Raw genomic sequence first — 24,364 nt, 5'->3', positions numbered from 1 at the left:
GCAGAGGACTGAAAATCCTCGTGTCGCTGGTTCGATTCCGGCCGGAACCACCATTGATTTGGCCTGTTGGAGAAACGGTTAACTCACATGCCTTTCACGCATGCATTCACGGGTTCGAATCCCGTACAGGTCACCATTTGAAATTAGCAACCTTTGGGTTGTTTTTATTTTTGATTATGATATACTATTGAATATTAATAAGAGGTGGATTCATGAAATATAAAGAGTTTAGAATGTTAATTTTTTCAATTATCTTTTTCTTTGTGATTGGCGGTGTGTGTGTTTATTTTGCACTAGATCATAATCGTTCAAAAGTGATTATTGGTGTAATCTTATCGTTTGTTGTATTAATGATGTTAACAACAAAATATAATATGAAGATATTTAATGATTCGATGCTAGTTTATGAATTTAAAGGAATTGGAATCTTACCAGCTTTGATAGACTATAAAGATGTTAAAGAAATAAAATTAGTGAGCAAACACAAAGTTAAGATAAAACATAAAGGTATTTCAACACTTTATATTTTAGATGCTGAGTCATTTTATGAAGAAGTAATGGAAAATATCGAAGAATATAAAAAAAGCGTTAATCAAGAAGATTAGCGCTTTTATCTTATCTATTAATAAATTCCTTGAGAAATCATTGCTGCAACAACTTTTTCAAATCCGGCAATGTTTGCACCTTTTACAAGATCATATCCAAGACCGTATTTTTCAGCCGCAGCTTTTGAATGATCGTGAATGTCTTTCATAATTTGTTTTAATTTAGCATCAACTTCTTCACGTGTCCAATTATAACGCATTGAGTTTTGAGCCATTTCTAATGCAGAAACTGCAACCCCACCAGCATTAGCAGCTTTTGCAGGTCCTAGAGTTCCACCGTTACTAATAAAGTATTCCATTGCTTCAGGTGTAGTAGGCATATTAGCACCTTCAATAATGTATTTAACACCATTAGCAGTTAATTGTTTAGCTTCTTCTATACCAATTTCATTTTGTGTAGCGCATGGGAAAGCCATATCTACTTTTAATCCCCAAGGTTTTTCACCAGCGTGGAATTCACATCCGAATTTTTCAGCATAGTCTTTTAGTTTAACATCATTTGATTCACGAATTTTACATAAGAAATCAATTTTTTCATCTGTAGTAATTCCTTCAGGATCATATACATATCCATCACGTCCAGAAATTGATACGACTTTAGCTCCAAATTCACGAGCTTTTAAACAAACACCCCATGCTACGTTTCCATATCCAGAACAAGCAATTGTTTTTCCTTCATAAGAATCATTGAAATGTTCTAATACTTCTTTACCATAGTAGCATGCTCCAAATCCAGTTGCTTCGGGACGAATTAAACTTCCTCCATATGGCAATGGCTTACCAGTTAAAACACCATTTTCAAAAGCACCACGAATACGACGATATTGACCATACATATAACCAATTTCACGGGCACCTGTACCAATATCCCCAGCAGGTACATCTACGTCTGGTCCAATATGACGATATAATTCAGTCATGAAGCTTTGGCAGAAACGCATAATTTCGTTATCAGATTTTCCTTGTGGATCGAAATCAGATCCACCTTTACCACCACCGATAGGTAGTGTAGTTAATGCATTTTTGAAAATTTGTTCAAATCCTAAGAATTTGATAATTCCAAGATTTACACTAGGATGTAATCTTAATCCCCCTTTATATGGTCCAATTGCACTTGAGAATTGAACACGATATCCACGGTTTACTTGTACTTGACCATTATCATCCATCCAAGGTACTTTAAACATTAAAGTTCTTTCAGGTTCTACTAATCTTTCAAGAATAGCTTGTTTTTCATATTCAGGATGAGCTTCGATTACAGGTCGTAAGCTTTCTAATACTTCTTCAACTGCTTGAATAAATTCAGGTTGATCAGCATTTTTTTCTTTTACTTGCTTAAATACTTTAGTAATATAATCCATTTTTATATTGTCCTCCTTCTTGTATATTTAATATAATACTATTAGTCTGATAATAAATAAATCATTTAAGAAAAAAATATTATAAATAAATATAATTATTATATTGGATAAAAAAATACCATCTTTATAATATTGTCTTTTAAAATACTATTTGTATATCAATAAATACATAGCTGCTATAAAGAGAGTTTCCAATATAGTGAGCTAATAAGTTAATAAACTTATTTTTTGTATACTTAGCGTGAGGATTAAAAATAAAATTTATTATTTGATAATAATAGATTTTTCTTTGTGAAAAAGGGCAAACTATAGTAGAATAAACAGTGGATTCTTTTTAGAAATGGAGTGTTAAAATGGAAGCAGCGGGACATGTATATATGGCGATTGATTTAAAATCTTTTTATGCTTCAGTTGAATGTATTGAAAGAAATCTAGATCCTTTAACTACTAATCTTGTTGTAGCTGACACTAGTAAAACAGAGAAGACGATTTGTTTAGCGGTATCACCATCTTTAAAACAGTACGGTATTTCAGGCCGAGCAAGATTGTTTGAAGTCATACAAAAAGTCAAAGAAGTTAATTTTCAAAGAAAAAGAGCAATTAACGACAGAAATTTTATAGATAAATCTTATTTTGATTCTCAACTAAAGAAAAATCCTTATTTAGAATTAAGCTATATAGCAGCATCACCCAGAATGGCTTTGTATATGGAATATAGTACACGAATATATAACATTTATTTGAAATATGTATCACCTGAGGATCTCCACGTCTATTCGATTGACGAAGTTTTTATTGATACAACTAGTTATTTGAAAGCTTCAAGAAAAACACCTGGAGAATTTGCTAAAATGATAATATTAGATATTCTAGAAACGATTGGCATAACAGCTACTGCAGGAATAGGAACAAACCTATACCTCGCAAAAGTGGCAATGGATATTGTTGCTAAACATGTTAAAGCGGATGAAGATGGGGTTCGGATTGCCTATCTAGATGAAATGCGATATCGAAAATATTTATGGCATCATCAGCCGATTACAGATTTTTGGCGAATAGGACGAGGTTATGAAAAAAAATTAAAGAAAATAGGTTTATTTACAATGGGCGATATTGCCAAATGTTCAGTGGGCAGTGAAGATGAATATTATAATGAAGACCTTCTTTATAGTATATTTGGTATTAACGCTGAATTGCTGATTGATCATGCTTGGGGATGTGAACCTTGTACAATGCAACATATTAAGGCATATAAACCAGAAAATAATAGCATTGGAATTGGACAGGTTTTGAGTTCACCTTATTCATTCGAAAAAGGTAAATTGATACTTAAAGAAATGCTGGACGCATTAGCATTAAGTTTAGTTGATAAAAAGCTTGTTACAAACCAAATTATTATTACTATTGGATATGATATTGAAAATGTAACTACGGGTAGTCTTTATCGCGAGGAAATAATTACCGATAGATATGGGCGAAAGATTCCAAAGCATGCCCATGGAACAATTAATCTTGATAGTTATACTGCATCAGCAAAATTAATTATCTTGGCAGTTTTAAAATGGTATGAAGAACATGTTAAAAGATTCTTAACAATTAGAAGGTTTAATATTTCTGCCAATCATATTATTGATGAAAGCAGTATTAAAATAAAGCCGACAATACAACAAATGGATCTATTTACTGATTATGATCAACAAAAGAAAGATGAAGAAAAACAAAGACGTGATTTAGAGAAAGAAAAAAGACTTCAAAAAACAACTTTGGAGTTAAAAAAGAAATATGGTAAGAATGCTGTTTTAAAAGGGATGAACTTAGCAGAAGGAGCAACAGGGAGAGAACGTAATAAAACAATAGGCGGGCATAAAGCATGACAAAAAACATTCATGACTATCAAGATATTATTAATTTACCACATCATATTTCAATCAAGCATCCACAGATGTCATTAGAAGATCGTGCAGCTCAATTTGCTCCTTTTGCTGCACTGACAGGGCATAAGGACTCAATTAAGGAAACTGAGCGACTAACAGCTCAAAGAAAAATCTTGGATGAAGATCGTATAGCAATTATTAATTTCAGATTACAACAATTATTAAAGCATCTTACTGAAGCACCGTTAATAAAAATAACATATTTTGAAGCAGATCAAAAAAAGTCGGGTGGACAATACATTACAATTATAAATCACCTAAAAAAAATTAACGAATATGAAAATTTATTAGTGCTTGAAAACGGTGTAAAAATAAATATTGATGATATATACGAGCTTGAATAAGTTAATGGTTATTATGAGATAAGTTTATTTTAGTAAAAAAATATTGCTATTTTCATGTGGCTGGATGTATATAATATTTTAGTTTTAATGATAATTTTATGGTATCAAAATAGAGATGATTAGAACTAATAGCTGTTAGTTTATCTAATCATTTTTATTTTTGAATAAAAAATTGTATACTTAAATTGATTATTTAAATAATTATGAAAGTTGAGAAAGTATCAATGAGATATCCATATTGTGCTAGCGAGATGATCCTTGGTTATATTTATTCGGGGAAAAATGATATTTGTTGGACTCCGGATAATGAAAAAAATAGTTGGATTATTAATCATCCAAATAAACAGCAGGTTATTTTAGCAAAATTAAATTTGATAAAAGGCTGTCGAATTAAAGTATTTAGATGTGCTAGCTGTCAAATAGAGATTATTAATGAAAAAGAGTTATAATTCGCTTATTGAAAAGCTGTAAAGGAGAGAAACTATGGTAAATATTAAGAAAATTATTAAGATTATTTCTTGGATCATTATTGCTCTTTTAGGTATAGCCTTGTTACTAAATTGGCAAACAATTGAATCACCAGTCATTATTCATGCTGATTTGTCAGGGAATTTCTCTTATGGTAATAAATCTACACTTATTGTTTTCTATCTAATTATAGTTCTAATAAACTTATTATTTACATTTAAATATGAGATACCATTGATGAAAGAATTGCATAAAATGATTAAATCCTCGTTAGTGATAGATATAATTAGTATATTTTTTCAATTTTTGATAATTGTTGTTATAGGAGCATTTATAGTTAAAGCCATAATTTAAAAAGTATAATTAAATCAAGTTTCCCTAATAAGGGAATTTTTTTATGACGTATATTCAGAAATAAAGAAGACTAGGTTTTGTTACTTTGTCGCTCATTTAAAACTACGATTTGTTCAAAAATACTGTCAAATTCAGGATTATCCAGATTAGTATAAATTTCAACTTTATACTTAATTGGAGCGACTTCAATAAATCGATTCATTGAATCTAAAACGAAACTATCAAATTTAGCTAAATCAATGTTTGAATAAGTTTTATTAATTTTCAATTTAGCACGAAGATACTGTGAAATAAAATATCTAATTTGAGCAATATGAATTTTTTTCAATAAACCAATATTATCAAAATAGTCAATGCTGTGATCAAATTCATCACCATTATGATCGATCATGTCACATAAAGTAGAAACTTCAATGTTTAATTTAGCATTAAAAAAAGGAATTTCTTCTAAATATGCAATCTCATTTATAAGCCATATTGCTTCAAATAAGCTAGCTTTAAGTTCATTATTGTCTAACTCATTTAAATCAATTAGATTTGATGTGAGCTGATTCATATAGTTATAGAACTTATCAATTGGATAGTATGATAAATTAGATAAATCATCATATCTTGCATAGGTTAGATACAATTTGTCACAGCTAACTTTATAACCTCTTTGAATTAATTCATCTTTTTTACAAATACCAAAATATAGATAGTTACCTCTTGGTAAATCATTAATATTGGGGACCTGCTGTAATAAGTCTAATGAATTAAAAAAATCATACATATACATAAATTTTACTCCTTCTTTGTTATAAGTATTAATTTTGGGAAAAATAGCTACATCAATATAATACCTTACTAAATAGCAAATATCTATATAGATAATTACTAAAAGGCAATTTATTATTTATACTTATTTCAAAGAGGTGATTTCAATGAATGAATATGGACATATAATAATGAATATAGAGCAGATTTTAAAAAATAAAGGAATAAGCAAAAATAAAATATGCAAAGAATTGGATATACCTCGACCTAATTTTAATCGATATTGCAAAAATTCTTTTCAAAGGATCGATGCAAATCTTATTTGTAAACTATGTTATTATCTTGAGTGTAACATAGAAGAATTAGTTACTTATATTCCGCCTCAAGAAACTAAATAAAATAAAACTACGTTATTTGAACTAAATTTCATATATAAGTATTTAATGGAAATGGTTTAGTAAGACGTAGTTTTTTATCTTTAGTATATCAAATAATAGCAAAATATTTATTGATTTGATTACCTGATTAAGCGTAATATATAAGTATAAACGGGAGAGCTAAAAATGATTATAATTTCAAATGATACAGTATATTTAAAAAAGGAATTCACACAAGAAACATATGATCAAGCACTGATACGGGTTGATATGAAGGGGCTTGAATGTGACTGTGGCAGCAATGGTAAACTAGTTAAAATTGGCTATTATCAAAGGTATTATAAAACATCCACGCGAAAAATATGTATTCAAATTCAACGAGTGATGTGTAAACATTGCGGTAGAACACATGCGCTTTTTGTAGAATGTATGGTTCCTTCGTCAATGTTACTAGTAACAACTCAAATTGAATTGTTGCGTTCATATTATAATCATAGACTTGAAGAATTTTTGATGGTATATCCAACCATTGAACGTTCTAATGCTTTTTATGTAGTTAAAAATTATGAAAAAAAATGGTCGAAAATTTTGAAATTAACAGGTCTTTCGTTAATGGATGAAGAAAAGAAGATAATAAAAGTATTTATAAAAAAATATCAAATGCAATTTATGCAGATGAGATCATACTCAAAAATAGTATCTCAATTACGGCTAAGTGAAAAGCTTAGCTAAATTTGATCAATACACATAATTTTTATATTTTAAAGGGCCTAAATTTGTTATACTAATCCTGGGATAAAGAGAGGGGAGTGAGTATAATGAATTATTTTGATATAAAAAATATATTAAGATATAAATTCTTAGTGAAGTACAAGGTTATCTCGGGATAAGGGCTTTAATGCGCTCAAAAACAGATTCAATATGGGATAAAGTTTAAAGTGAGGAGATAAGTGTATTAGACACTAAGTTATTAAAAATGAATAGGGAATTTAGTATTGTGATCTTACCAAAGGATCAAATGATAGAAAAGAATAGTAGAGATAAAAATATATTTATAATGAAACGACTATATGAAATATTTTTATCGATAGGTGCACCAAATCATTTAAACGGATTTGGTTATTTAGTTTCAGCAATAAAACGTTCATGCAGTGATATTGAAATTTTGACAGAAATTACAAAAGAATTATACCCAAGTGTAGCAAGAGAGTATTCTACAACTTCGTCACGGGTGGAACAATCAATCCGACATATAATCAAGGTTATTTGGTCAAACGGTAATCTTGTAGAGTTAGAAAAAATGTTTGGTTATCGAGCTAAACATCGACCTTGTAATTCAGAATTTATTTCAATGGTAACTGATCGACTGTTGTCAGAATATAAAATATATAATGAGTAATTTATAAAAAGAAGTTCATATAAAACTTCTTTTTATCTGCTTTCAAATGCATAACGATTTTTTATTTTGAGTTTATCTGCAATTAAAGCAATAAATTCAGAATTTGTTGGTTTTCCTTTAAGAGAATCTGGGGCGGCCCTAATAATGGTATTAATTTTTCTTTTGTCACCTTGATTCCAACTGTTTTCAATTGCATGACGAATTGCTTTTTCAACTCTTGAGGCTGTCGTACTGTATTGGCGAGCAATATTTGGATAAAGTCTTTTTGTTATTTGACCTAATAATTCGATATCAGAGTATACCATTAAAATAGCAGTTCTTAAATACATGTAGCCTTTCAAGTGAGCCGGAATGCCAACCTGCTTTAGAATTGTTGTAATATTATGTTCAAGTTTAACTTCACTATGATTTGTGGACTGAAGATTATTGACTGCTTCTATCCAAATGTTATTATTGTTTGATAAATGATCAATCAGTTCAGCAGATATTTCTTCATCTTCTTCTAAAATATATATGTAGTATTGTTTCATATTATTCTCCTTCCAAATAATGACAAAAACTATTATATAAAGACAATGATTTTAGTAAAAGGGGAATTGTTATTATTTATTTTCTTTTAGTAAACTAGGTAATAAGATTCATGTTTTTCTAAAATATTTCGCCTTTTTTAGCTAATATTTAACGAATATTTGCTAATACTCACGAATTTTGGTAAATATTTGATTATAAATGGCAATGGTAATGTTGAAGATAAAAATTTAAGATTTTAACAAGTTAGATAAATAAACTTTATGATAAATCTATAATTTTAATTAATTTTATCTTTTCATTTATCATTAGATATGATATATTGTATACAATGAGAGGTGTTAATTATGAAAACAACAACAAATTTACAATTACATCACCATCATTGGATTGCCTAGGGTTTTATCAGTTTATTGATACAACCCATTTTGTGTTAAATATTATTTGGGTGTATCTAATGACAATATTACTTTAGCGAGTCATTAGTGTAATGACTCGTTTTTTTGTAACTAAAGGGGGAAATAAAATGGAAGAATTTAAGTATTTAATACCGGAAGAAAGTATTGATGCAATTATTACTAATGTATCGAAATTACGAGAGATTGAAAATAGTTTAAGAGCTATCTTTGCAAAGAATAACTATAATGAAGTGTTAATGCCATCATTTGAGTATGTTGACTTATATACTCAATTAGATTGTGGTTTTGAACAAGAAAAAATGTTTCAGTACATTAATCATGAAGGTAAAAATGTTGCAATGCGCTGTGATTTTACAATTCCATTAGCACGTTTCTATTCAACAAACAATTATGGTGATGAAGAAGCACGTTATTGTTATTTTGGTAAAGTATACCGTAAGGAAACTATGCATAAAGGACGTTCCAGTGAGTTTTTTCAAGGTGGAGTTGAGTTGATCAACAAGCCTGGAATTGCTGGTGATAAAGAATGTTTAAACATGATTCAAGAGTCTTTACCACATCTTGGATTAAAAAATATTCTTGTAGAAATTGGTTCAGCACGTTTTTTTAATCGCCTATGCACACTGGTTGGTGATAAGGCAGTTGAATTAACAGAAATATTGAAGTATCGGGATATAAGTGAAATGAAAAAGTTTGTTGCCGATAATGAATTTGATGGGCAGTTAAATGAACTATTGTTAAAATTGCCGACTGCTTTTGGTGATATCACTTTATTAGATACTGCAATCAAAGGAATAAATGATGAAATATTGTTAAAGGCTTTGGAAAGATTAAAAGAGTTATATAACTCTTTGGATAATAAAGAAAGTATCATTTTTGATTTAGGAATGGTGCCAACAATGAAATACTACACTGGCTTAATGATTAAAGGATATAGTGATAAAAGTGCGCAGCCAATCATTTCTGGGGGAAGATATGATGACTTATTACCAAGATTCAATAAAAATGTTGGTGCAATTGGATTTTGCTACCATATGAATCATATTTTAAAAGCGATTGATAAGCAGGGGGAAGGCAATAATGATTAAAATAGCAATAACTAAAGGTAGAATTGAAAAGCAGGTCTGTAAGTTGTTACAAGAAGCGGGATTTGATATGGAACCAATTTTTAATAAGGATCGGGAATTATTAATTGCAACAAAAGATGGAATTGAAATGATTTTTGGTAAAGCCAATGATGTAGTAACTTTCTTAGAACACGGAATTGTCGATATTGGTTTTGTTGGTAAAGATACATTAGACGATGTTGACTTTGAAGATTATTATGAATTATTGGATTTAAATATAGGTAAATGTTACTTTGCTGTAGCGGCTTATCCAGAGTATCGTAACAAGAAATTTGAACGGCGTAAAAAAATTGCAAGTAAATATACTAAAGTAGCAAAAAAATATTTTGCAACAAAACAAGAAGATGTTGAAATCATTAAATTAGAAGGATCTGTAGAATTGGGACCAATCGTGGGAATCAGTGACGCAATTGTGGATATTGTAGAAACGGGGTCGACTTTAAAAGCAAATGGCTTAGAAGTAATTGAAAAAATTAGTGATATTTCAACTAGATTAGTGGTCAACAAAGTTAGTTTTAAGTTTAAAAAAGATGAAATTATGAATTTGGTTACTAAATTAGAAACTGTTACGGAGGGAAAATAATGTTAAAGATCGTTGATTATAAAGGCAATTTAGAAGCGGTAGCGACTAAATTAGACAGCCGTAAGGAAAGTGTTAATAAGGAAGTAAATGAGGCTGTATTAAAAATTATTGAAGATATTAATGAACGTGGAAATAAAGCATTATATGAGTATTGTTTAAAGTTTGATGGTTATCAAATTAATGATGAAAAAGATTTAATCGTTAGTGAGATAGAAAAAGAAGAAGCATTAAAACAAATAGATGCAGATTATCTACGTATCCTTGAAAGAACTAAAGAACAAATTACTGAATTTCATAAAAATCAAATTGATAAATCATGGTCTTTATTTAAAGATAATGGGGTAATCATGGGACAGATGGTGCGTCCAATTGAACGGGTGGCATTATATGTTCCTGGGGGAACCGCTAGTTATCCTTCTACAGTATTAATGAATGCTGTTCCAGCAAAGTTAGCGGGAGTTAAAGATTTAGTAATTATTACACCGGTAAAAGAAGATGGAAAAGTTAATCCGATTATTATTGCTGCAGCAAAAGTAAGTGGGGTCGATACAATCTATAAATTTGGTGGCGCTCAAGGGGTGGCTGCCATTGCTCATGGTACTGAAACAATAAAGAAAGCCGATAAAATCGTAGGTCCTGGAAATATTTTCGTTGCGACGGCTAAAAAACTTAGTTATGGACTTGTTGATATTGATATGGTTGCAGGCCCAAGTGAGGTATTGGTAATTGCAGATGAGAACGCTAATCCTAAATATATTGCTGCTGATTTAATGAGTCAGGCAGAACACGATAAACTGGCTAGTGCTTTATTAGTTACGACAAGTCGTGATTTAGTGGCTAAAGTAAATGGTGAATTAGTTCGCCAAATGGCTTATTTATCAAGAAGAGATATTATCGAAGAATCCTTGGTTAATTATGGTGGAGCAATCATTGTTGATAATTTGAATGAAGCATTTGATGTTTCCAACTATTTAGCACCAGAACATTTAGAAGTATTAGTAGATAATCCTGTAAATATGTTACCAAAAATTAAAAATGCCGGTTCTATTTTCTTAGGAGAATATTCACCGGAACCATTAGGCGATTATATGAGTGGAACTAACCATGTACTACCAACTGGAGGAACTGCTAAGTTTTATTCGGCATTAGGGGTATATGATTTTGTTAAATATTCATCTTATAGCTATTATCCTAAAAATGTCTTAGGTGAATTCAAGGAAGATGTAATTAAATTTGCTAAAAGTGAAGGTTTAGATGCCCATGCAAATTCAGTAGCAGTAAGATTTGAGGAGGAATAGTCATGAGAATTGGAAAGATTGAACGTGAAACAAAAGAAACGAAAATTCTTGTGCAATTAGATTTAGATGGAGAAGGTAAAAGTGAAATTAGTACTGGAATCGGATTCTTTGATCATATGTTAACACTATTTGCTTTTCATGGAGGTTTTGATTTAATCGTTAAATGCGAAGGTGACTTAGAAGTTGATACTCATCATACAGTAGAAGATCTTGGAATTGCTTTAGGAACTTGTTTAAAAGAAGCGCTTGGCAATAAACTCGGGATTAAAAGATATGGAGCTTTTACTATTCCGATGGATGAAACGCTAGTAACAACCAATTTAGATATTAGTGGGCGTCCTTTCTTAGTTTATAATGTTAATCTAACTTGTGAAAGAATTGGCACATTTGAAACAGAAATGACGGAAGAATTTTTTCGGGCATTGGCATTTAATTCACTGATTACTTTACATATTAATGAACAGTATGGAACTAATAATCATCATATTGTTGAAGCTATATTTAAAAGTTTAGGAAGAGCTTTAAAAGAAGCGGTTAGTATTGATGAAGCTAACAAAGATAAAGTTGTTTCATCAAAAGGAGTCTTATAAAAATCAAGGGGGGATTTAGATGGTAGTAATCATTGACTACAATATTGGTAATTTAAGTAGTGTTATTTCCGCTTTAAAAAGGGTCGGAATTGAAGCTGTAATTACTCGTGACAAAGATATTATTCGCCAAGCTAAAGCAATTGTATTACCTGGAGTAGGGGCTTTTCCGGTAGCTATGAATAATTTAAAAAAGTTTGATTTAATTGATGTTTTAAATGAACGAAAAGATGCTGGAATACCAATTCTGGGAATTTGTTTGGGAATGCAAATTTTATTTGAAAAAGGGTATGAAGTTGAAGAAACTAAAGGATTAGGTTTCCTAGATGGAGAAGTAGTCTTTATGGATATTGATGAAAAGGTTCCTCATATGGGTTGGAATCAATTACATTTCAACCAAAACCATCCAATTTTAAAAAATATTCATGAAAATGATGATGTCTATTTTGTTCATTCTTTTATGGCAACATGCCCAAATGAACAATTAATTGCTTATAGTGATTATGGTAAGACAAATATAACGGCAATTGCGGCTAAAGACAATGTGATTGGTTGCCAGTTCCATCCTGAAAAAAGTGGAGCTGTAGGACAAAAAATATTATTAGCGTTTAAGGAGATGATCGAATGTTAGTTATTCCAGCAATAGATTTAAAAGATGGTCAAGCCGTTAGATTGTTTAAAGGTGATTATAATCAAAAAACAGTATATAGTAATGAACCAGAAAAATTAGCTGAGAATTTTGAGAAAATGGGTGCTAAGCTGCTTCATGTTGTTGATTTAGATGGTGCTAAAGATGGTGAATGTATTAATCTTGAAACAATTAAGAAAATAAAACAAAATACTTCAATGCAAGTAGAACTTGGTGGGGGGATTAGAAATATTGAAACAGTTGCTTTATATTTAGATGAAGTAGGAATAGATCGGGTAATTTTAGGAACTGCTGCAATTAATGATCCAGAGTTTTTAAAAAGTGCTATTAATACCTATGGTCCTGAAAAAATTGTCGTAGGAGTTGATGTTAAAGATGGCTTTGTTTCAACTTCAGGCTGGTTAAAAATCAGTAACGTGCCATACTTGGAGTTTATCAAAGAGTTAGAGAAGTTAGGGGTTAAATACATTGTTGCTACAGATATTAGTAAAGATGGAACATTACAAGGTCCTAACTTTGATATGTATGAACAGATCGCTAGAACTTCTACTATTAACTTTGTTGTTTCAGGGGGCATTAAAGATGCTCAAAATATTAAAGATGTAGCTAGTAAGAACTATTATGCATGTATTGTTGGTAAGGCTTATTATGAGGGTAAAGTAGATCTCAAGGAGGTTATTACATGCTTACAAAACGGATAATACCTTGTTTGGATATAAAAAATGGTAAAGTTGTAAAAGGAATTAATTTTGTAGAATTGAAAGATGTTGGAGATCCCATTGAATTAGCTAAACGTTATGATCAGCAATGTGCTGATGAAGTAGTGTTTTTAGATATTACTGCAAGTTATGAAGAACGTGATATTATTAAAGATATTATTGAACGCGGGGCTAGTGAATTAACGATTCCTCTAGCTGTTGGCGGGGGAATCCGGACGCTTGATGATTTTCGAACGATCTTAGCTAGTGGAGCAGATAAAGTATCTGTTAATTCGGCAGCTATTGCAAACCCTGATTTAATAAAAGCGGCTGCTGATGAATTTGGGGTACAGTGTGTAGTCGTTGCAATCGATGCTAAAAAACGTGATGATGACGGTTATGACGTTTATGTAAAAGGTGGTCGTGAAAATACTGGAATTGATCTAATAGAATGGGTAACTAAATGTGAAGAATTGGGTGCTGGGGAAATTCTATTGACTTCAATGGATGCAGATGGGACTAAAGCAGGTTATGATATCGACATGATCAATGCTGTATGTAATGCTGTTGATATTCCAGTAATTGCCAGTGGTGGTTGTGGCAGTATTCAAGACATTGTTGATGTCTTTAAACAAACTAATTGTGATGCCGCTTTAGTGGCTTCATTATTTCATTTTGGCGAAGCAACTGTTGAAGATGTTCGTAAAGAATTAAGGAAACATGATATAAATGTAAGGAGAGCAATGTAATGAAACCAGATTTTACAAAAATGGAGTTGATTCCTGCTATTGTTCAGGACTATAAAACAAATGAAGTTTTGATGTTAGCTTATGTCAACGAAGAAGCATATCAAAGAATGTTAGAAACAAATCAAACTTGTTTTTTTTCAAGAAGTAGGAATGAACTATGGCATAAAGGTGAAACATCAGGTCATTTTCAAAATATTAAAGGGATGTATTTAGATTGTGATTTAGATACACTGTTAATTTTTGTTGAACAAATTGGAGCAGCATGTCACACTGGAGCGTACTCTTGTTTCTTTAATGAAATAATGGCTTATGATAATACTAATATTTTTAGAAGTCTATCAAATCTAATTGAAAATCGGAAACAAAACCCAGTTGAAAAATCATATACTAATTACTTATTAGATCAAGGTGTTGATAAAATTTGTAAAAAAGTAGGTGAAGAAGCAAGTGAAACGATTATCGCGGCTAAAAATGATGATAAGGAAGAATTAATCGGTGAAATCAGTGATTTATTTTATCATGTTTTTGTTTTAATGAATAATCAAGGGGTAACACTTGACGATATTGAAAATAAGTTAAAAGATCGTCATAAAATAACTGGAAATAAGAAAGATTTTCATACTAAAGGAGACTATTAAAATGCGTTCCATTGACTATCATATGCACACTAGATTTTCAGGTGATAGTGAGGCTGATCCGCGTGAACATGTAATTCAAGCAATTAAAATGGGACTAGATGAGATTTGTTTTACTGATCATCGTGATTTCGATTACCCAATTGATGTTTTTGATCTAGATGTCGAAGGTTATTATCAAACAATTATGGCTTTAAAAAAAGAATTTGCAGATAAAATTATAATAAAATGGGGCATTGAAATAGGTCTAGATATGAATCATCAATTAGAGATTAATAATTTGATTAACCAGTATCCTTTTGATTTTGTAATTGGCTCAATTCATGTAATTGATCATACTGAATTTTATTATGGGGATTTTTTTAAAAATCTAAATAAAGAGCAAGCTCATCAGGCTTTCTTTGAAGAAACGCTAAGGTGCGTTAAAAATTTTGACTGTTTTAATGTTTTAGGACATTTAGATTACATTATGCGATACGGGCCTTATGAAGATAAAAAAGTTGAACATAAGAAATATCAGAATATAATTGATGAAATATTTAAAAATTTGATTATTAAAAATAAGGGGATTGAGGTAAATACTTCTGGATATGCAGTTAATCAGACTTGCGGCTTTCCAAATTTTGAACAAGTTCAACGTTATTATGATTTAGGAGGTCGTATTATTACTATTGGTACAGATAGTCATACAAGTGATCGAGTTGGTCAGTATGTCAATGACGTTAAAGAAAATTTAATTAAAATCGGCTTTGAGGATGTTAGTACATTTACAGGGCGTTTAAAGGATTAGATAGCAAAAATCTAATCTTTTTAATTTATTATCATAATCATTAATCATTTATGGTATAATGGATAATATATTTGGAGGTAAAAATATGGAATTATACAACAAGGAAACATTAAAAGCATTGAAAGAAAGTGTCGATGATAGTACTTATTATCTGCCAAAAGCTTTATTTCAAGGCAGTAAATTTGGAAATATTCGTTTAGAAACAAAACTAGCATATGCTGCTTTACTAGATACATTATTAAGAAAGCCTGTTTTTAATCAAGAAAATATTGCTTTGTTAAAAATAGATAATCCAGTAATTGCTCAAACTTTGGCAGCGATGGCAAATAAAGAGGTAAATCAGGCAAAAGTAGCTAAATACCTAGATGAACTAATAGAAGCTAATTTAATCGAGATTAATAAACAAGACATTTATATTTATCATATTGATTAATGTTTAAATTTATATCTAAAAAAATCATTAAGAATTATAATGATTATAATAACCCTAAAGTAAGAGAACAGTATGGCATGCTTTGTTCAATCGTTTCGATTGCCTGCAATATTGTTTTAGTAATTTTTAAACTTACAATGGGGGCTATTACTCATAGTATTGCCATTCAGGCTGATGGGTTGAATAACCTTTCAGATGTTGGTAGTAATTTAGCTTCATTATTTGGTTTTAAATTAGCTAATCGTCATCCTGATTCAGAGCATCCTTATGGTCATGGTAGAATTGAATATGTAGCTGGTCTAATAATCGCTTTTTTAATTTTATTAGTTGGTTTTCAAGCTTTAAAAGATTCTATTTTTAAGATCATTGCTCCTGAAAAAGTAACTTTTACAATCGTAGCTGTAGTTATTTTAATTGTTTCAATTTTAATTAAATTATGGATGGCAATGTTTAATCGAACGGTTTCTAAAAATATTAATTCTGCTACCTTAATGGCTGCCAGTCAAGATAGTTTAAACGATGTGATGGCGACATCAGCGACTTTAATTTCATTAATTTTATCCCTTTATACTGATTTACCAGTAGATGGGATAATGGGAGCTGTTGTATCAATTATTGTTTTAAAAGCAGGAATTGATATCTTTAAAGATACTGTTGATCCTTTATTGGGGATGGCACCTGATAAGGAATTGATTAATGAAATCGAAGAATATATTCTTTCTTATCCAGAAGCTTTAGGAATCCATGATTTAATGATGCACGATTATGGACCGGGTAGAAAATTTTTAACTTTGCATGTTGAAGTTGATTGTAATGATAATATTATGGCAGTTCATGATGCGATGGACTTGATTGAGCGTTCAATGTTGGAGAAATATCATATCCTGACAACGATTCATATGGATCCAGTAGACACAAATGATGCTCTAACAAATGAATTAAAACAAGTAGTCTTAGGAGTTGTCAAAGGAATTAACAAAGAATACAGTATTCACGATTTTAGAATTGTTACTGGACCAACACATACAAATTTAATTTTTGACGTTATGATTCCTTCAAATGATGAAATTAAACATAAAGTTTTAAAAGAAGAAATCAATACGAAACTACGTGCAATTAACCCTAATTACTATACGGTTATGCAAATTGAACATAGTTTTATTTAAAAAAGAGCCACTGCAGTTTATCTGCAGCGGCTCTTTATGCTCTAAAGATTACCTCTTCTTTTTCATACATCATTTTAGCTGCAATCATTGAAACAATTACATAAACGATTGACCAGCCAATTGTCATATATAGATGAACATAATTTAATTGATTGAATATAATTTCTTTAATAACGATTACAACATTGAGAATTGGGATATTCATCATCGCCATTGAAACTGAACTTGGCTCCATATACATTGTAATTACTGAAAGTAACACCGGAATAAGGGTTACAGGAGTTAAATACGTATTAGCTTCTTTTAAAGAACGAGCATATGTTGAAACTAATAACATCACTGCAGAAATAAAGATTACATATAATACTGCTAATAATACGATTAACAGCATGCTTTGAAGTGATAAATCGATAGTGATGGCCATCGTATCACTCATTCCAAATTTAAAAGCAAGCAGTAAACCGACTGCTGATAAAATTGAAGTAATGCTACCAAAAGTTGCAGTGACAATCAGTTTACCAATTAAAATAGAACTTCTAGAAATACTTGTTGAAAGTAATGGTTCTAAAGTTCCCCGTTCTTTTTCACCAGCACCTAAATCGGTTGCAATAGGTACGATTCCTGAACCAGAATAACCAATGATCATCATAGGAATTAACATTCCTAGCATCATTAAGGACATACTATCAGCTTCTTCGTCTTTAGCATGTTCATTATAAGTAAATGGTTGTAAAACTTTACTTGATAAATGATTTGCTTCTAAATATGATGCTAAATAACTATTTTGATAAGTACTGAACATTGTTTGAACAGTACTTATAGCAGTCATTGCACGTTGCGAGGTTGTATCATAATATAGGTCAACTTCAGGTGTACTTCCTTGTGTTAATGATTCATTAATATCATTAGCGATGATGTAAGCTACGATTTTCCCATCATAAGCTTCGTTAATAGGGTCTTTGCTATTAACAAGTTCGTAAATACCCGCTTCTTTAAAAAGAGCAGTGATTTCCGGATTATTTGTTTCTAAAACAATTTTATATTTATTATCTTCGCTTGGTGATGCCATATCACCAATTGATGAAAAGATAAAGGTAAACAATAGGGGCATGACTATGATTGGGATAACGAAAGTCATTAGTAATGTTTTACGATCGCGTAAAATATCTTTAAATTCTTTTTTTACAATTGTCATAATATTATTCATGATCATTACCTCCAATACATTCAATAAATAAATCCTCAAGATTATCTTGTTGATATTCCTTTTTTAATTGTTCAATCGTGCCGCTGGCAACAATTTTTCCTTTATGAATTATGATAACGCGATCACATAGTTTTTCAGTTTCATACATATTATGACTAGAAAAAACAATAGCTTTATTTTCTTGCTTACATTTTAAGATAAAGTCATGAATTAATTTACTTGATAAAACATCTAATCCTGTAGTTGGTTCATCAAATAACATAACATCAGGATGATGAATGATACTTCTTGCTAATGATACTTTCTGTTTCATCCCCCGACTATACTTACCAACAGGACGATCAATATATTCTACCATTTCTAAATCTTGAGCAATTTGATCAACTGCTTGTTTAGCTTCTTGATCACTCATCCCGTTTAGTTTAGCAAAATATGTCATATTTTCTCGTCCTGATAAACGATCATATAAAGCAACATCACCACCAAATAAAATACCGATATGTTCTCTAATTTTACTAGGATTATCAATAATATTATAATTATCAATATAAGCGTTACCGCTAGTTGGCTTTAACATTGTTGCTACCATTCTTAATGTTGTTGTTTTACCGGCTCCATTTTCTCCTAATAGACCGATAATTTCTCCAGCGTTGACCTCGAAAGATACATTTTCAACAGCATTAATTTTTTTAAATGTCTTTGTTAAGTTTTCTACTTTTAACATGTTCTTCCCCTCCATTAATTATCATCATCTTGATGATAATGGTTATAAATTACTTTGATTACATAGGTGATAAAGATAATGATGTAAAAGGAAGTGAAAATTAGTTCACAGCCTAATACGGATAATTGATTGTCTATGATTAAAGGTTTTCCATTGATAATTAAAAATAGATATAAACCAAAAAAACCAAATCCATAAAGACCAAAAAATATAAATAATAAACGATACCGGGCCTTTGTTAGAGGATATATTTCATAGTAGATCATTAAAATAAAACAATAAGTAATACTAATGAACAAAGCAATTAAATATTCCCAATCACCAATCATTAGGTCAATATTAAATATCTCTTTAATAAAAAATATTGCAATAATAATAAAACTCAATACTGAAAAACTCTTAAAATAGATATTTCCTCTAATTTTCAATTGTCGTTCATCGAGTCGGCATTTAAATAATGACTTAAATTTCTTCATCAAGAATATCCTCCCAAAATAATTCATCCAACGATTTATTTAAAACTTTACAAATTTTAATACAAAGTTTAACTGTTGGATTATAATCTCCTTTTTCAATCGCATTCATTGTTTGACGTGATACCCCAACAGCATCTGCTAAATCTTTTTGGGTCATATCCAGTGCAGCTCGAGCTGCTTTTATCCTTAGATTTTTAGCCATCTCATCACCTCAAGATAATAGTAGTGTATATTTTAATAAATGTCAAATATATATTACATTTTGTAATTAATATTTATGATTATAATATAAATATAAACATCCTCGGATTATAATGATAATGAAAATACAAGCTACGATTCCAAGCAATAAGTCAAAACTGTAGAGTGGGGCAATCACAGAAACCAATGCCATTGTAATAATCTCAAAGGTAAAAGAAAAATTTCCCCCAACCTTGTCAGCAATAAATAATTTACGTTCATCATGATCATTTATATATTTTTCAATTAACTTTACTTCATTTTTAGCTAAAAAGAAGTTAGAAATTAGATTAATGCACGGAAAAACAAATAAAGCAAAAGAAAGTCCTGTTTGATATCCATGTACAAAGTCAATGTAATGTTCGTTATTTGAATTAATAGTTAAAACATTAGTTAAGGACAAGATGATTAAAGTTAAAGCAGATATCATTAAAGTAATCATCCAGTAATTAGTTTTTTTCAAGTCTTCACGTGCTAGAACAATTCTTTTATCCATTATTTAGTTCCTCCTCAAAATCAAATATTTCTTCAATTGTCAAGTTAAAATATTTTGCAATTTTATAAGCTAAAATTAATGAAGCTGTGTATTTGCCTACTTCAATTGAAGTAATTGTCTGTCGGGTTACCCCGACAGACCTTGCTAGTTCTTCTTGAGAAATTTTATAGGCTTTTCTAAGTTCAGGAATTTTAGTTTTCATTATAACACTCCTATCTTTGCAAAGTACGCTTTACAATTAAAGTATAGTTTGCTTTGCAATATATGTCAAGCTAACTTTGCAAAATAAAAACCTGCTAAAGATTAAAATTCTTTAACAGGATATTTTTCAGCATTTTTTATAAGTTTTTTTTCAATAATTGTACTTACATCAAGATTTAGTGAGTATGCCAGCTGAAAACAATATATCATTACATCGGCAAGTTCTTCACTAATATTTTCTGTTTTGTAATCATTATCCCACTGAATACATTCAAGTAATTCCCCAGCTTCAATAGAAATACTTTTAATTAGACATTCGGGATGTTCTAATTGATCCCAACCACGTTTTTGAACAAATTCAATAATTTTATTTTCAAGCTCTTTCATAAACATCTCCTTTTTTATAATTATATGAACTATTGATAGATAATCAAGTAAAATGAATAAATGTCGATACAAACGGGAATAAATTTAGATATAAAAAAGACAGGAAAATAATGCATAGTAAAAAAGTAGGAAATAATTAAAAAATACTCTTGACTTTTAAAATAGATTTAGTTAATATATTGCCAACGACAATGAAAAGAAGAGTAGTTCACTTGAACTTTATAGAGAATCCTTGGATGGTGGAAAAGGATAGGGGATAATGAATGAAGATGGTCTTGGAGTCTTGTAGGCGATATTTAGCCTATGACGGGTGTGCCCGTTAGCGCACTAGAGTATGATTGTACTCGAAGAGGTTATTGCTGTGAGGTAATAATGAATTAAGGTGGTAACACGGGCAATGCTCGTCCTTTGGCTTAAAGGACGAGTTTTTATATTTTAAGGAGGATTTTATGATTGAAATTAAGCGCGTTAGTAAAGTTTATCGATTAAAGGATCGTGAAGTAGTTGCTGTAGATGATGTTTCTTTAACTATCGAAGATGGCGATATTTATGGAATAATTGGTTATAGCGGAGCTGGTAAATCTACATTAGTGCGTCTAATTAACCAATTAGAGGTACAAGATAGTGGTAAAATATTTATTGATGGACAAGATTTAGGGAATTTATCACAAATAGAATTAAGAAAATTGAGAACTAAAGTAGGAATGATTTTTCAGCATTTTAATTTATTGTGGTCACGAACAGTAAGTGAAAATATTGAATTAGCTTTAGAAATTGCTGGTAATAAAGATAAAAGGATTCGTCAGCAAAAGGTTCAAGAACTAGTAGAGCTAGTTGGTTTAACAGGTCGTGAGAATGCTTATCCTAGCGAATTATCAGGTGGACAAAAGCAACGGGTGGGGATCGCGCGAGCTCTTGCTAATGATCCTAGAATCTTATTATGCGATGAGGCTACTAGTGCATTAGATCCCGATACGACAAAATCGATTTTAGAATTATTATTAAAAATAAATAAGAAATTAAATATTACGATCATTATGATCACACATCAAATGGAAGTAGTCCAAAGGATCTGTAATCATATTGCAGTTATGTCAGAAGGAAAAGTTATCGAAGAAGGAACTGTTAAAGAGATTTTTACTTCGCCGCAACATTCAGTAACTAAAAGTTTTATTCAAGAAGGAAAAAATCATAATGAATTTGATGAGACTGTTCTAAAGAAAATTTATTCTAAAGGACGATTATTGAAAGTAGTGTTTGATGAAAATGTTAGTCGTTTGCCAATTTTGACTAAAGTAATTAGAGAATGTGATAGTGATATAAATGTAATTGAAGCTAATTTAAGCAATACTATCGATAGTTCATTTGGGATTATGATTTTGCAAGTAATCGGTGATTATGAAAAAGTAATAACTTTATTTGAAAAATATTTAGCTAAAGTGGAGGTGATGTAGATGCGAAGTATTTTAGAAAACATTGATATCAATGCGATGATAGCAGCTCTAAATGAAACGCTCTTTATGACATTGATTTCATTGATTTTTGCGGTAATTCTTGGAATGGTCTTGGGAATTGCTATATATTTAACTCAAGATGATGGACTGTATCCTAATTTGATCGTTAATAAAATTTTAAATTTGATCGTTAATGTATTTAGAGCGGTACCATATATTATTTTAGTATTTTTGCTAATTCCATTGACTACATTTTTGGTTGGTTCAATGTTAGGTGCTAAGGCAGCATTACCGTCATTGATTTTATCAAGTGCACCATTTTATGGACGGATGGTCATGATTGCTTTAAATGAAGTTGATGGTGGAACGATTGAAGCAAGTAAAGCAATGGGGGCAAGTAATGTTCAAATCATTACTAAGGTTTTAATTCCAGAAGCTAAACCAGCTTTGATTTCTTCGATTACAGTTATGTCCATTTCATTAGTTGGTTATACAGCAATGGCAGGTGCCATAGGAGCTGGTGGTCTTGGGAATCTGGCATATCTATATGGGTTTGTAAGAACTAACAATTATGTAATGTATACAGCCACATTTTTAATTTTAGTTATTGTTTTTATTATTCAATTTATTGGTGATTATTTTGTAAGGAAAATAGATAAAAGGTAGGGAAATATTATGAAAAAATTATTTATCGGAATTATTAGTTTATTATTAGCAGTTACACTAACTGCATGTGGTGGAAAAACAGAACGTGATGATAAAACATTATTAGTGGCTGCAACCTCAAAGCCACATGGTGATATTTTGGAAGAAGCTAAGAACATTTTAAAGGATGATTATGATATTGATCTAGAGATAAAAATTTTAGATGACTATTATATTTTTAATCGCTCTTTAAATGATAGTGATGTAGATGCAAACTTTTTCCAACATGTCCCATTTTTTGAAAAGGATATTAAGGATAATAAATATGATCTAGTTAATGCTGGTGGAGTGCATATTGAACCATTTGGTTTTTATTCAAAACAAATTAAAAATATTAATGAATTAAAGAAAAATGATATTGTTGTTATTTCTAATTCTGTTGCTGATCATGGACGAATTCTAGCTATTTTAGATGAAGCAGGGATCATTGAATTAGATGATAAAGTGAAAGTGCAAGATGCAACGATTGAAGATATTAAGACTAATCGATTAAATTTGGAATTCAAGGAAATTAAACCAGAATTGCTAACTAATGCGTATAAAAATGATGAAGGTGCATTAATCGCAATCAATGGGAATTATGCAATTGATGCTGGCTTGAATCCAACTAAAGATGCGATTCTTTTAGAATCAGCAGATGAAAGTAATCCATATGTTAATATCGTGGCGTGTCAAAAGGGACATGAAAATGATAAAAAAATCAAAGCTTTAGTAGCAGTATTACAATCTCAAAAAATTAAAGATTTTATTACCAATACGTATAGTGATGGATCAGTGATTCCGGTTAAATAAAGATGCTTAGGCATCTTTTTTTATTATGGCGATTGCGTAGATACAGAAAATAACATATAATTTTTAAAGTTAGGAGGTTTTACCAATGTTATGTAGAGATTATTTGTATCAAGAAGTAGAGGTTCTCATTGATCGTCCATTAGGTTCTCAGCATCCTCAATACGGCTTCATATATCCTCTTAATTATGGTTTCATTGAAAACACAGTTAGCGGAGATGGAGAAGAACTTGATGCTTATTTGCTTGGTGTCTTTGAGCCGGTAGAAAGATATCGTGGGGTAGTTATTGCAGTTATCCAGCGGACTAATGATAATGATGATAAATTGATTGTTGTTCCTCATAATGTTGATTATAGTGATGAACAGATTAGAGCCTTAACAGAGTTTCAAGAGAGATATTTCAATTCAGTTATTCTAAGATAAA

General features: G+C 30.5%; 33 protein-coding genes, 1 tRNA gene and 1 other annotated feature. Of the genes, 24 read left to right on the top strand and 10 right to left on the bottom strand.

Going from position 1 to position 24,364, the window contains the following annotated elements; genetic code table 11:
• Window positions 1-60 precede the first annotated feature (60 nt).
• Window positions 61-136, top strand: a tRNA-Glu gene (locus tag KTF99_RS08335).
• Window positions 137-212: 76 nt separating this feature from the next.
• Entirely contained in the window at window positions 213-605 is a 393-nt protein-coding gene (locus KTF99_RS08330) for a hypothetical protein (RefSeq protein ID WP_008791502.1), read from the top strand.
• Between the two features lie 17 nt (window positions 606-622).
• On the opposite strand, the gene gdhA is transcribed toward KTF99_RS08330, so the two are convergent.
• Window positions 623-1,966, bottom strand: a complete 1,344-nt coding sequence (gene gdhA, locus KTF99_RS08325) for an NADP-specific glutamate dehydrogenase (RefSeq protein WP_029480286.1) — start codon at window positions 1,964-1,966, stop codon at window positions 623-625.
• A 353-nt stretch (window positions 1,967-2,319) separates the two neighbouring features.
• Between gdhA and KTF99_RS08320 the strand changes: the two genes are divergently transcribed.
• From KTF99_RS08320 to KTF99_RS08305, 4 genes are all read left to right on the top strand, one after another.
• Complete coding sequence (locus KTF99_RS08320) at window positions 2,320-3,840, top strand: Y-family DNA polymerase (protein ID WP_029480284.1); 1,521 nt, start codon at window positions 2,320-2,322, stop codon at window positions 3,838-3,840.
• Window positions 3,837-4,244 (top strand): hypothetical protein, encoded by a 408-nt coding sequence (locus tag KTF99_RS08315; RefSeq protein ID WP_003537370.1) that lies wholly within the window; start codon window positions 3,837-3,839, stop codon window positions 4,242-4,244. Before KTF99_RS08320 ends, KTF99_RS08315 begins: the two co-directional genes overlap by 4 nt.
• Before the next feature lie 203 nt (window positions 4,245-4,447).
• The gene (locus tag KTF99_RS08310; protein ID WP_022007294.1) at window positions 4,448-4,693 is read left to right on the top strand and encodes a PF20097 family protein; all 246 of its coding nucleotides are present in this window, start codon (window positions 4,448-4,450) and stop codon (window positions 4,691-4,693) included.
• A 34-nt stretch (window positions 4,694-4,727) separates the two neighbouring features.
• The gene (locus tag KTF99_RS08305) at window positions 4,728-5,066 is read left to right on the top strand and encodes a hypothetical protein (RefSeq protein ID WP_003537373.1); all 339 of its coding nucleotides are present in this window, start codon (window positions 4,728-4,730) and stop codon (window positions 5,064-5,066) included.
• 70 nt (window positions 5,067-5,136) lie between these two features.
• On the opposite strand, the gene KTF99_RS08300 is transcribed toward KTF99_RS08305, so the two are convergent.
• A complete protein-coding gene (locus KTF99_RS08300; RefSeq protein ID WP_003537374.1) occupies window positions 5,137-5,844 on the bottom strand; it encodes a hypothetical protein in 708 nt (235 codons plus the stop codon).
• Window positions 5,845-5,989: 145 nt separating this feature from the next.
• On the opposite strand from KTF99_RS08300, the gene KTF99_RS08295 reads away from it, so the two are divergent.
• From KTF99_RS08295 to KTF99_RS08285, 3 genes are all read left to right on the top strand, one after another.
• Window positions 5,990-6,220, top strand: a complete 231-nt coding sequence (locus KTF99_RS08295) for a helix-turn-helix domain-containing protein (protein ID WP_003537376.1) — start codon at window positions 5,990-5,992, stop codon at window positions 6,218-6,220.
• A 165-nt stretch (window positions 6,221-6,385) separates the two neighbouring features.
• Window positions 6,386-6,931: a DUF6431 domain-containing protein gene (locus KTF99_RS08290; RefSeq protein ID WP_003537377.1), complete on the top strand. Its 546-nt coding sequence runs from the start codon at window positions 6,386-6,388 to the stop codon at window positions 6,929-6,931.
• 325 nt (window positions 6,932-7,256) lie between these two features.
• On the top strand, window positions 7,257-7,598 hold the full coding sequence (locus KTF99_RS08285; RefSeq protein ID WP_227174142.1) for a sporulation initiation factor Spo0A C-terminal domain-containing protein: 342 nt from the start codon (window positions 7,257-7,259) through the stop codon (window positions 7,596-7,598).
• Window positions 7,599-7,630: 32 nt separating this feature from the next.
• Here the strand turns inward: KTF99_RS08285 and KTF99_RS08280 are convergent, their stop codons facing one another.
• Window positions 7,631-8,128: a sporulation initiation factor Spo0A C-terminal domain-containing protein gene (locus KTF99_RS08280; RefSeq protein ID WP_003537379.1), complete on the bottom strand. Its 498-nt coding sequence runs from the start codon at window positions 8,126-8,128 to the stop codon at window positions 7,631-7,633.
• 524 nt (window positions 8,129-8,652) lie between these two features.
• Between KTF99_RS08280 and KTF99_RS08275 the strand changes: the two genes are divergently transcribed.
• The 11 genes from KTF99_RS08275 to KTF99_RS08225 all read left to right on the top strand — a co-directional run bounded on the left by KTF99_RS08275 (window position 8,653) and on the right by KTF99_RS08225 (window position 17,260).
• Window positions 8,653-9,633, top strand: a complete 981-nt coding sequence (locus KTF99_RS08275; RefSeq protein ID WP_009009018.1) for an ATP phosphoribosyltransferase regulatory subunit — start codon at window positions 8,653-8,655, stop codon at window positions 9,631-9,633.
• Window positions 9,626-10,255: an ATP phosphoribosyltransferase gene (gene hisG, locus KTF99_RS08270; RefSeq protein ID WP_029480280.1), complete on the top strand. Its 630-nt coding sequence runs from the start codon at window positions 9,626-9,628 to the stop codon at window positions 10,253-10,255. Before KTF99_RS08275 ends, hisG begins: the two co-directional genes overlap by 8 nt.
• Window positions 10,255-11,553: a histidinol dehydrogenase gene (gene hisD, locus KTF99_RS08265; RefSeq protein ID WP_029480278.1), complete on the top strand. Its 1,299-nt coding sequence runs from the start codon at window positions 10,255-10,257 to the stop codon at window positions 11,551-11,553. Before hisG ends, hisD begins: the two co-directional genes overlap by 1 nt.
• A 2-nt stretch (window positions 11,554-11,555) precedes the next feature.
• Window positions 11,556-12,143 (top strand): imidazoleglycerol-phosphate dehydratase HisB, encoded by a 588-nt coding sequence (hisB, locus tag KTF99_RS08260; RefSeq protein WP_008791509.1) that lies wholly within the window; start codon window positions 11,556-11,558, stop codon window positions 12,141-12,143.
• A 19-nt stretch (window positions 12,144-12,162) separates the two neighbouring features.
• On the top strand, window positions 12,163-12,771 hold the full coding sequence (gene hisH, locus KTF99_RS08255; protein ID WP_003537396.1) for an imidazole glycerol phosphate synthase subunit HisH: 609 nt from the start codon (window positions 12,163-12,165) through the stop codon (window positions 12,769-12,771).
• A complete protein-coding gene (hisA, locus tag KTF99_RS08250) occupies window positions 12,765-13,490 on the top strand; it encodes a 1-(5-phosphoribosyl)-5-[(5-phosphoribosylamino)methylideneamino]imidazole-4-carboxamide isomerase (protein WP_009009021.1) in 726 nt (241 codons plus the stop codon). Before hisH ends, hisA begins: the two co-directional genes overlap by 7 nt.
• Window positions 13,472-14,236, top strand: coding sequence for an imidazole glycerol phosphate synthase subunit HisF (gene hisF / locus KTF99_RS08245; protein ID WP_022007557.1), 765 nt, complete (start codon window positions 13,472-13,474; stop codon window positions 14,234-14,236). The genes hisA and hisF overlap by 19 nt, the downstream gene beginning before the upstream one ends.
• The gene (gene hisIE, locus KTF99_RS08240; protein ID WP_003537400.1) at window positions 14,236-14,874 is read left to right on the top strand and encodes a bifunctional phosphoribosyl-AMP cyclohydrolase/phosphoribosyl-ATP diphosphatase HisIE; all 639 of its coding nucleotides are present in this window, start codon (window positions 14,236-14,238) and stop codon (window positions 14,872-14,874) included. The genes hisF and hisIE overlap by 1 nt, the downstream gene beginning before the upstream one ends.
• A 1-nt stretch (window position 14,875) precedes the next feature.
• Entirely contained in the window at window positions 14,876-15,661 is a 786-nt protein-coding gene (locus KTF99_RS08235; protein ID WP_008791513.1) for a histidinol-phosphatase HisJ family protein, read from the top strand.
• An 85-nt stretch (window positions 15,662-15,746) separates the two neighbouring features.
• Window positions 15,747-16,094, top strand: a complete 348-nt coding sequence (locus KTF99_RS08230; RefSeq protein WP_008791514.1) for a hypothetical protein — start codon at window positions 15,747-15,749, stop codon at window positions 16,092-16,094.
• Window positions 16,094-17,260 carry a cation diffusion facilitator family transporter gene (locus tag KTF99_RS08225; RefSeq protein WP_003537412.1) on the top strand — a complete coding sequence of 389 codons (1,167 nt, stop codon included), beginning with the start codon at window positions 16,094-16,096 and terminating at the stop codon, window positions 17,258-17,260. The genes KTF99_RS08230 and KTF99_RS08225 overlap by 1 nt, the downstream gene beginning before the upstream one ends.
• A gap of 34 nt (window positions 17,261-17,294) precedes the next feature.
• Here the strand turns inward: KTF99_RS08225 and KTF99_RS08220 are convergent, their stop codons facing one another.
• The 7 genes from KTF99_RS08220 to KTF99_RS08190 form a co-directional block, all read right to left on the bottom strand.
• A complete protein-coding gene (locus KTF99_RS08220; protein WP_003537413.1) occupies window positions 17,295-18,467 on the bottom strand; it encodes an ABC transporter permease in 1,173 nt (390 codons plus the stop codon).
• Window positions 18,460-19,191 (bottom strand): ABC transporter ATP-binding protein, encoded by a 732-nt coding sequence (locus KTF99_RS08215; RefSeq protein ID WP_008791516.1) that lies wholly within the window; start codon window positions 19,189-19,191, stop codon window positions 18,460-18,462. Before KTF99_RS08215 ends, KTF99_RS08220 begins: the two co-directional genes overlap by 8 nt.
• Window positions 19,192-19,205: 14 nt before the next feature.
• On the bottom strand, window positions 19,206-19,667 hold the full coding sequence (locus KTF99_RS08210; protein ID WP_003537415.1) for a hypothetical protein: 462 nt from the start codon (window positions 19,665-19,667) through the stop codon (window positions 19,206-19,208).
• A complete protein-coding gene (locus tag KTF99_RS08205; protein ID WP_009009025.1) occupies window positions 19,654-19,869 on the bottom strand; it encodes a helix-turn-helix transcriptional regulator in 216 nt (71 codons plus the stop codon). The genes KTF99_RS08210 and KTF99_RS08205 overlap by 14 nt, the downstream gene beginning before the upstream one ends.
• Before the next feature lie 66 nt (window positions 19,870-19,935).
• Entirely contained in the window at window positions 19,936-20,403 is a 468-nt protein-coding gene (locus KTF99_RS08200; RefSeq protein WP_003537417.1) for a hypothetical protein, read from the bottom strand.
• Window positions 20,396-20,605 carry a helix-turn-helix transcriptional regulator gene (locus tag KTF99_RS08195; RefSeq protein WP_003537418.1) on the bottom strand — a complete coding sequence of 70 codons (210 nt, stop codon included), beginning with the start codon at window positions 20,603-20,605 and terminating at the stop codon, window positions 20,396-20,398. The genes KTF99_RS08200 and KTF99_RS08195 overlap by 8 nt, the downstream gene beginning before the upstream one ends.
• 101 nt (window positions 20,606-20,706) lie before the next feature.
• Window positions 20,707-20,997 carry a nucleotide pyrophosphohydrolase gene (locus KTF99_RS08190; protein ID WP_003537419.1) on the bottom strand — a complete coding sequence of 97 codons (291 nt, stop codon included), beginning with the start codon at window positions 20,995-20,997 and terminating at the stop codon, window positions 20,707-20,709.
• Window positions 20,998-21,173: 176 nt separating this feature from the next.
• Window positions 21,174-21,403: a binding site (T-box leader), on the top strand.
• Between the two features lie 37 nt (window positions 21,404-21,440).
• On the opposite strand from KTF99_RS08190, the gene KTF99_RS08185 reads away from it, so the two are divergent.
• The 4 genes from KTF99_RS08185 (at window position 21,441) to KTF99_RS08170 (ending at window position 24,363) form a co-directional block, all read left to right on the top strand.
• On the top strand, window positions 21,441-22,445 hold the full coding sequence (locus tag KTF99_RS08185; protein WP_003537420.1) for a methionine ABC transporter ATP-binding protein: 1,005 nt from the start codon (window positions 21,441-21,443) through the stop codon (window positions 22,443-22,445).
• Complete coding sequence (locus tag KTF99_RS08180) at window positions 22,446-23,111, top strand: methionine ABC transporter permease (protein ID WP_003537421.1); 666 nt, start codon at window positions 22,446-22,448, stop codon at window positions 23,109-23,111.
• A gap of 9 nt (window positions 23,112-23,120) precedes the next feature.
• On the top strand, window positions 23,121-23,942 hold the full coding sequence (locus KTF99_RS08175) for a MetQ/NlpA family ABC transporter substrate-binding protein (RefSeq protein ID WP_008791518.1): 822 nt from the start codon (window positions 23,121-23,123) through the stop codon (window positions 23,940-23,942).
• An 85-nt stretch (window positions 23,943-24,027) separates the two neighbouring features.
• Entirely contained in the window at window positions 24,028-24,363 is a 336-nt protein-coding gene (locus tag KTF99_RS08170) for an inorganic diphosphatase (protein ID WP_003537426.1), read from the top strand.
• Window position 24,364: the final 1 nt, after the last annotated feature.

Source organism: Erysipelatoclostridium sp. MSK.7.34 (assembly GCF_019041935.1).
Taxonomy (GTDB): Bacteria; Bacillota_I; Bacilli_A; order Erysipelotrichales; family Coprobacillaceae; genus Thomasclavelia; species Thomasclavelia ramosa.
Note: the sequence above shows the minus strand (reverse complement) of the source record. Positions and strands in the feature narration are given on the sequence as shown.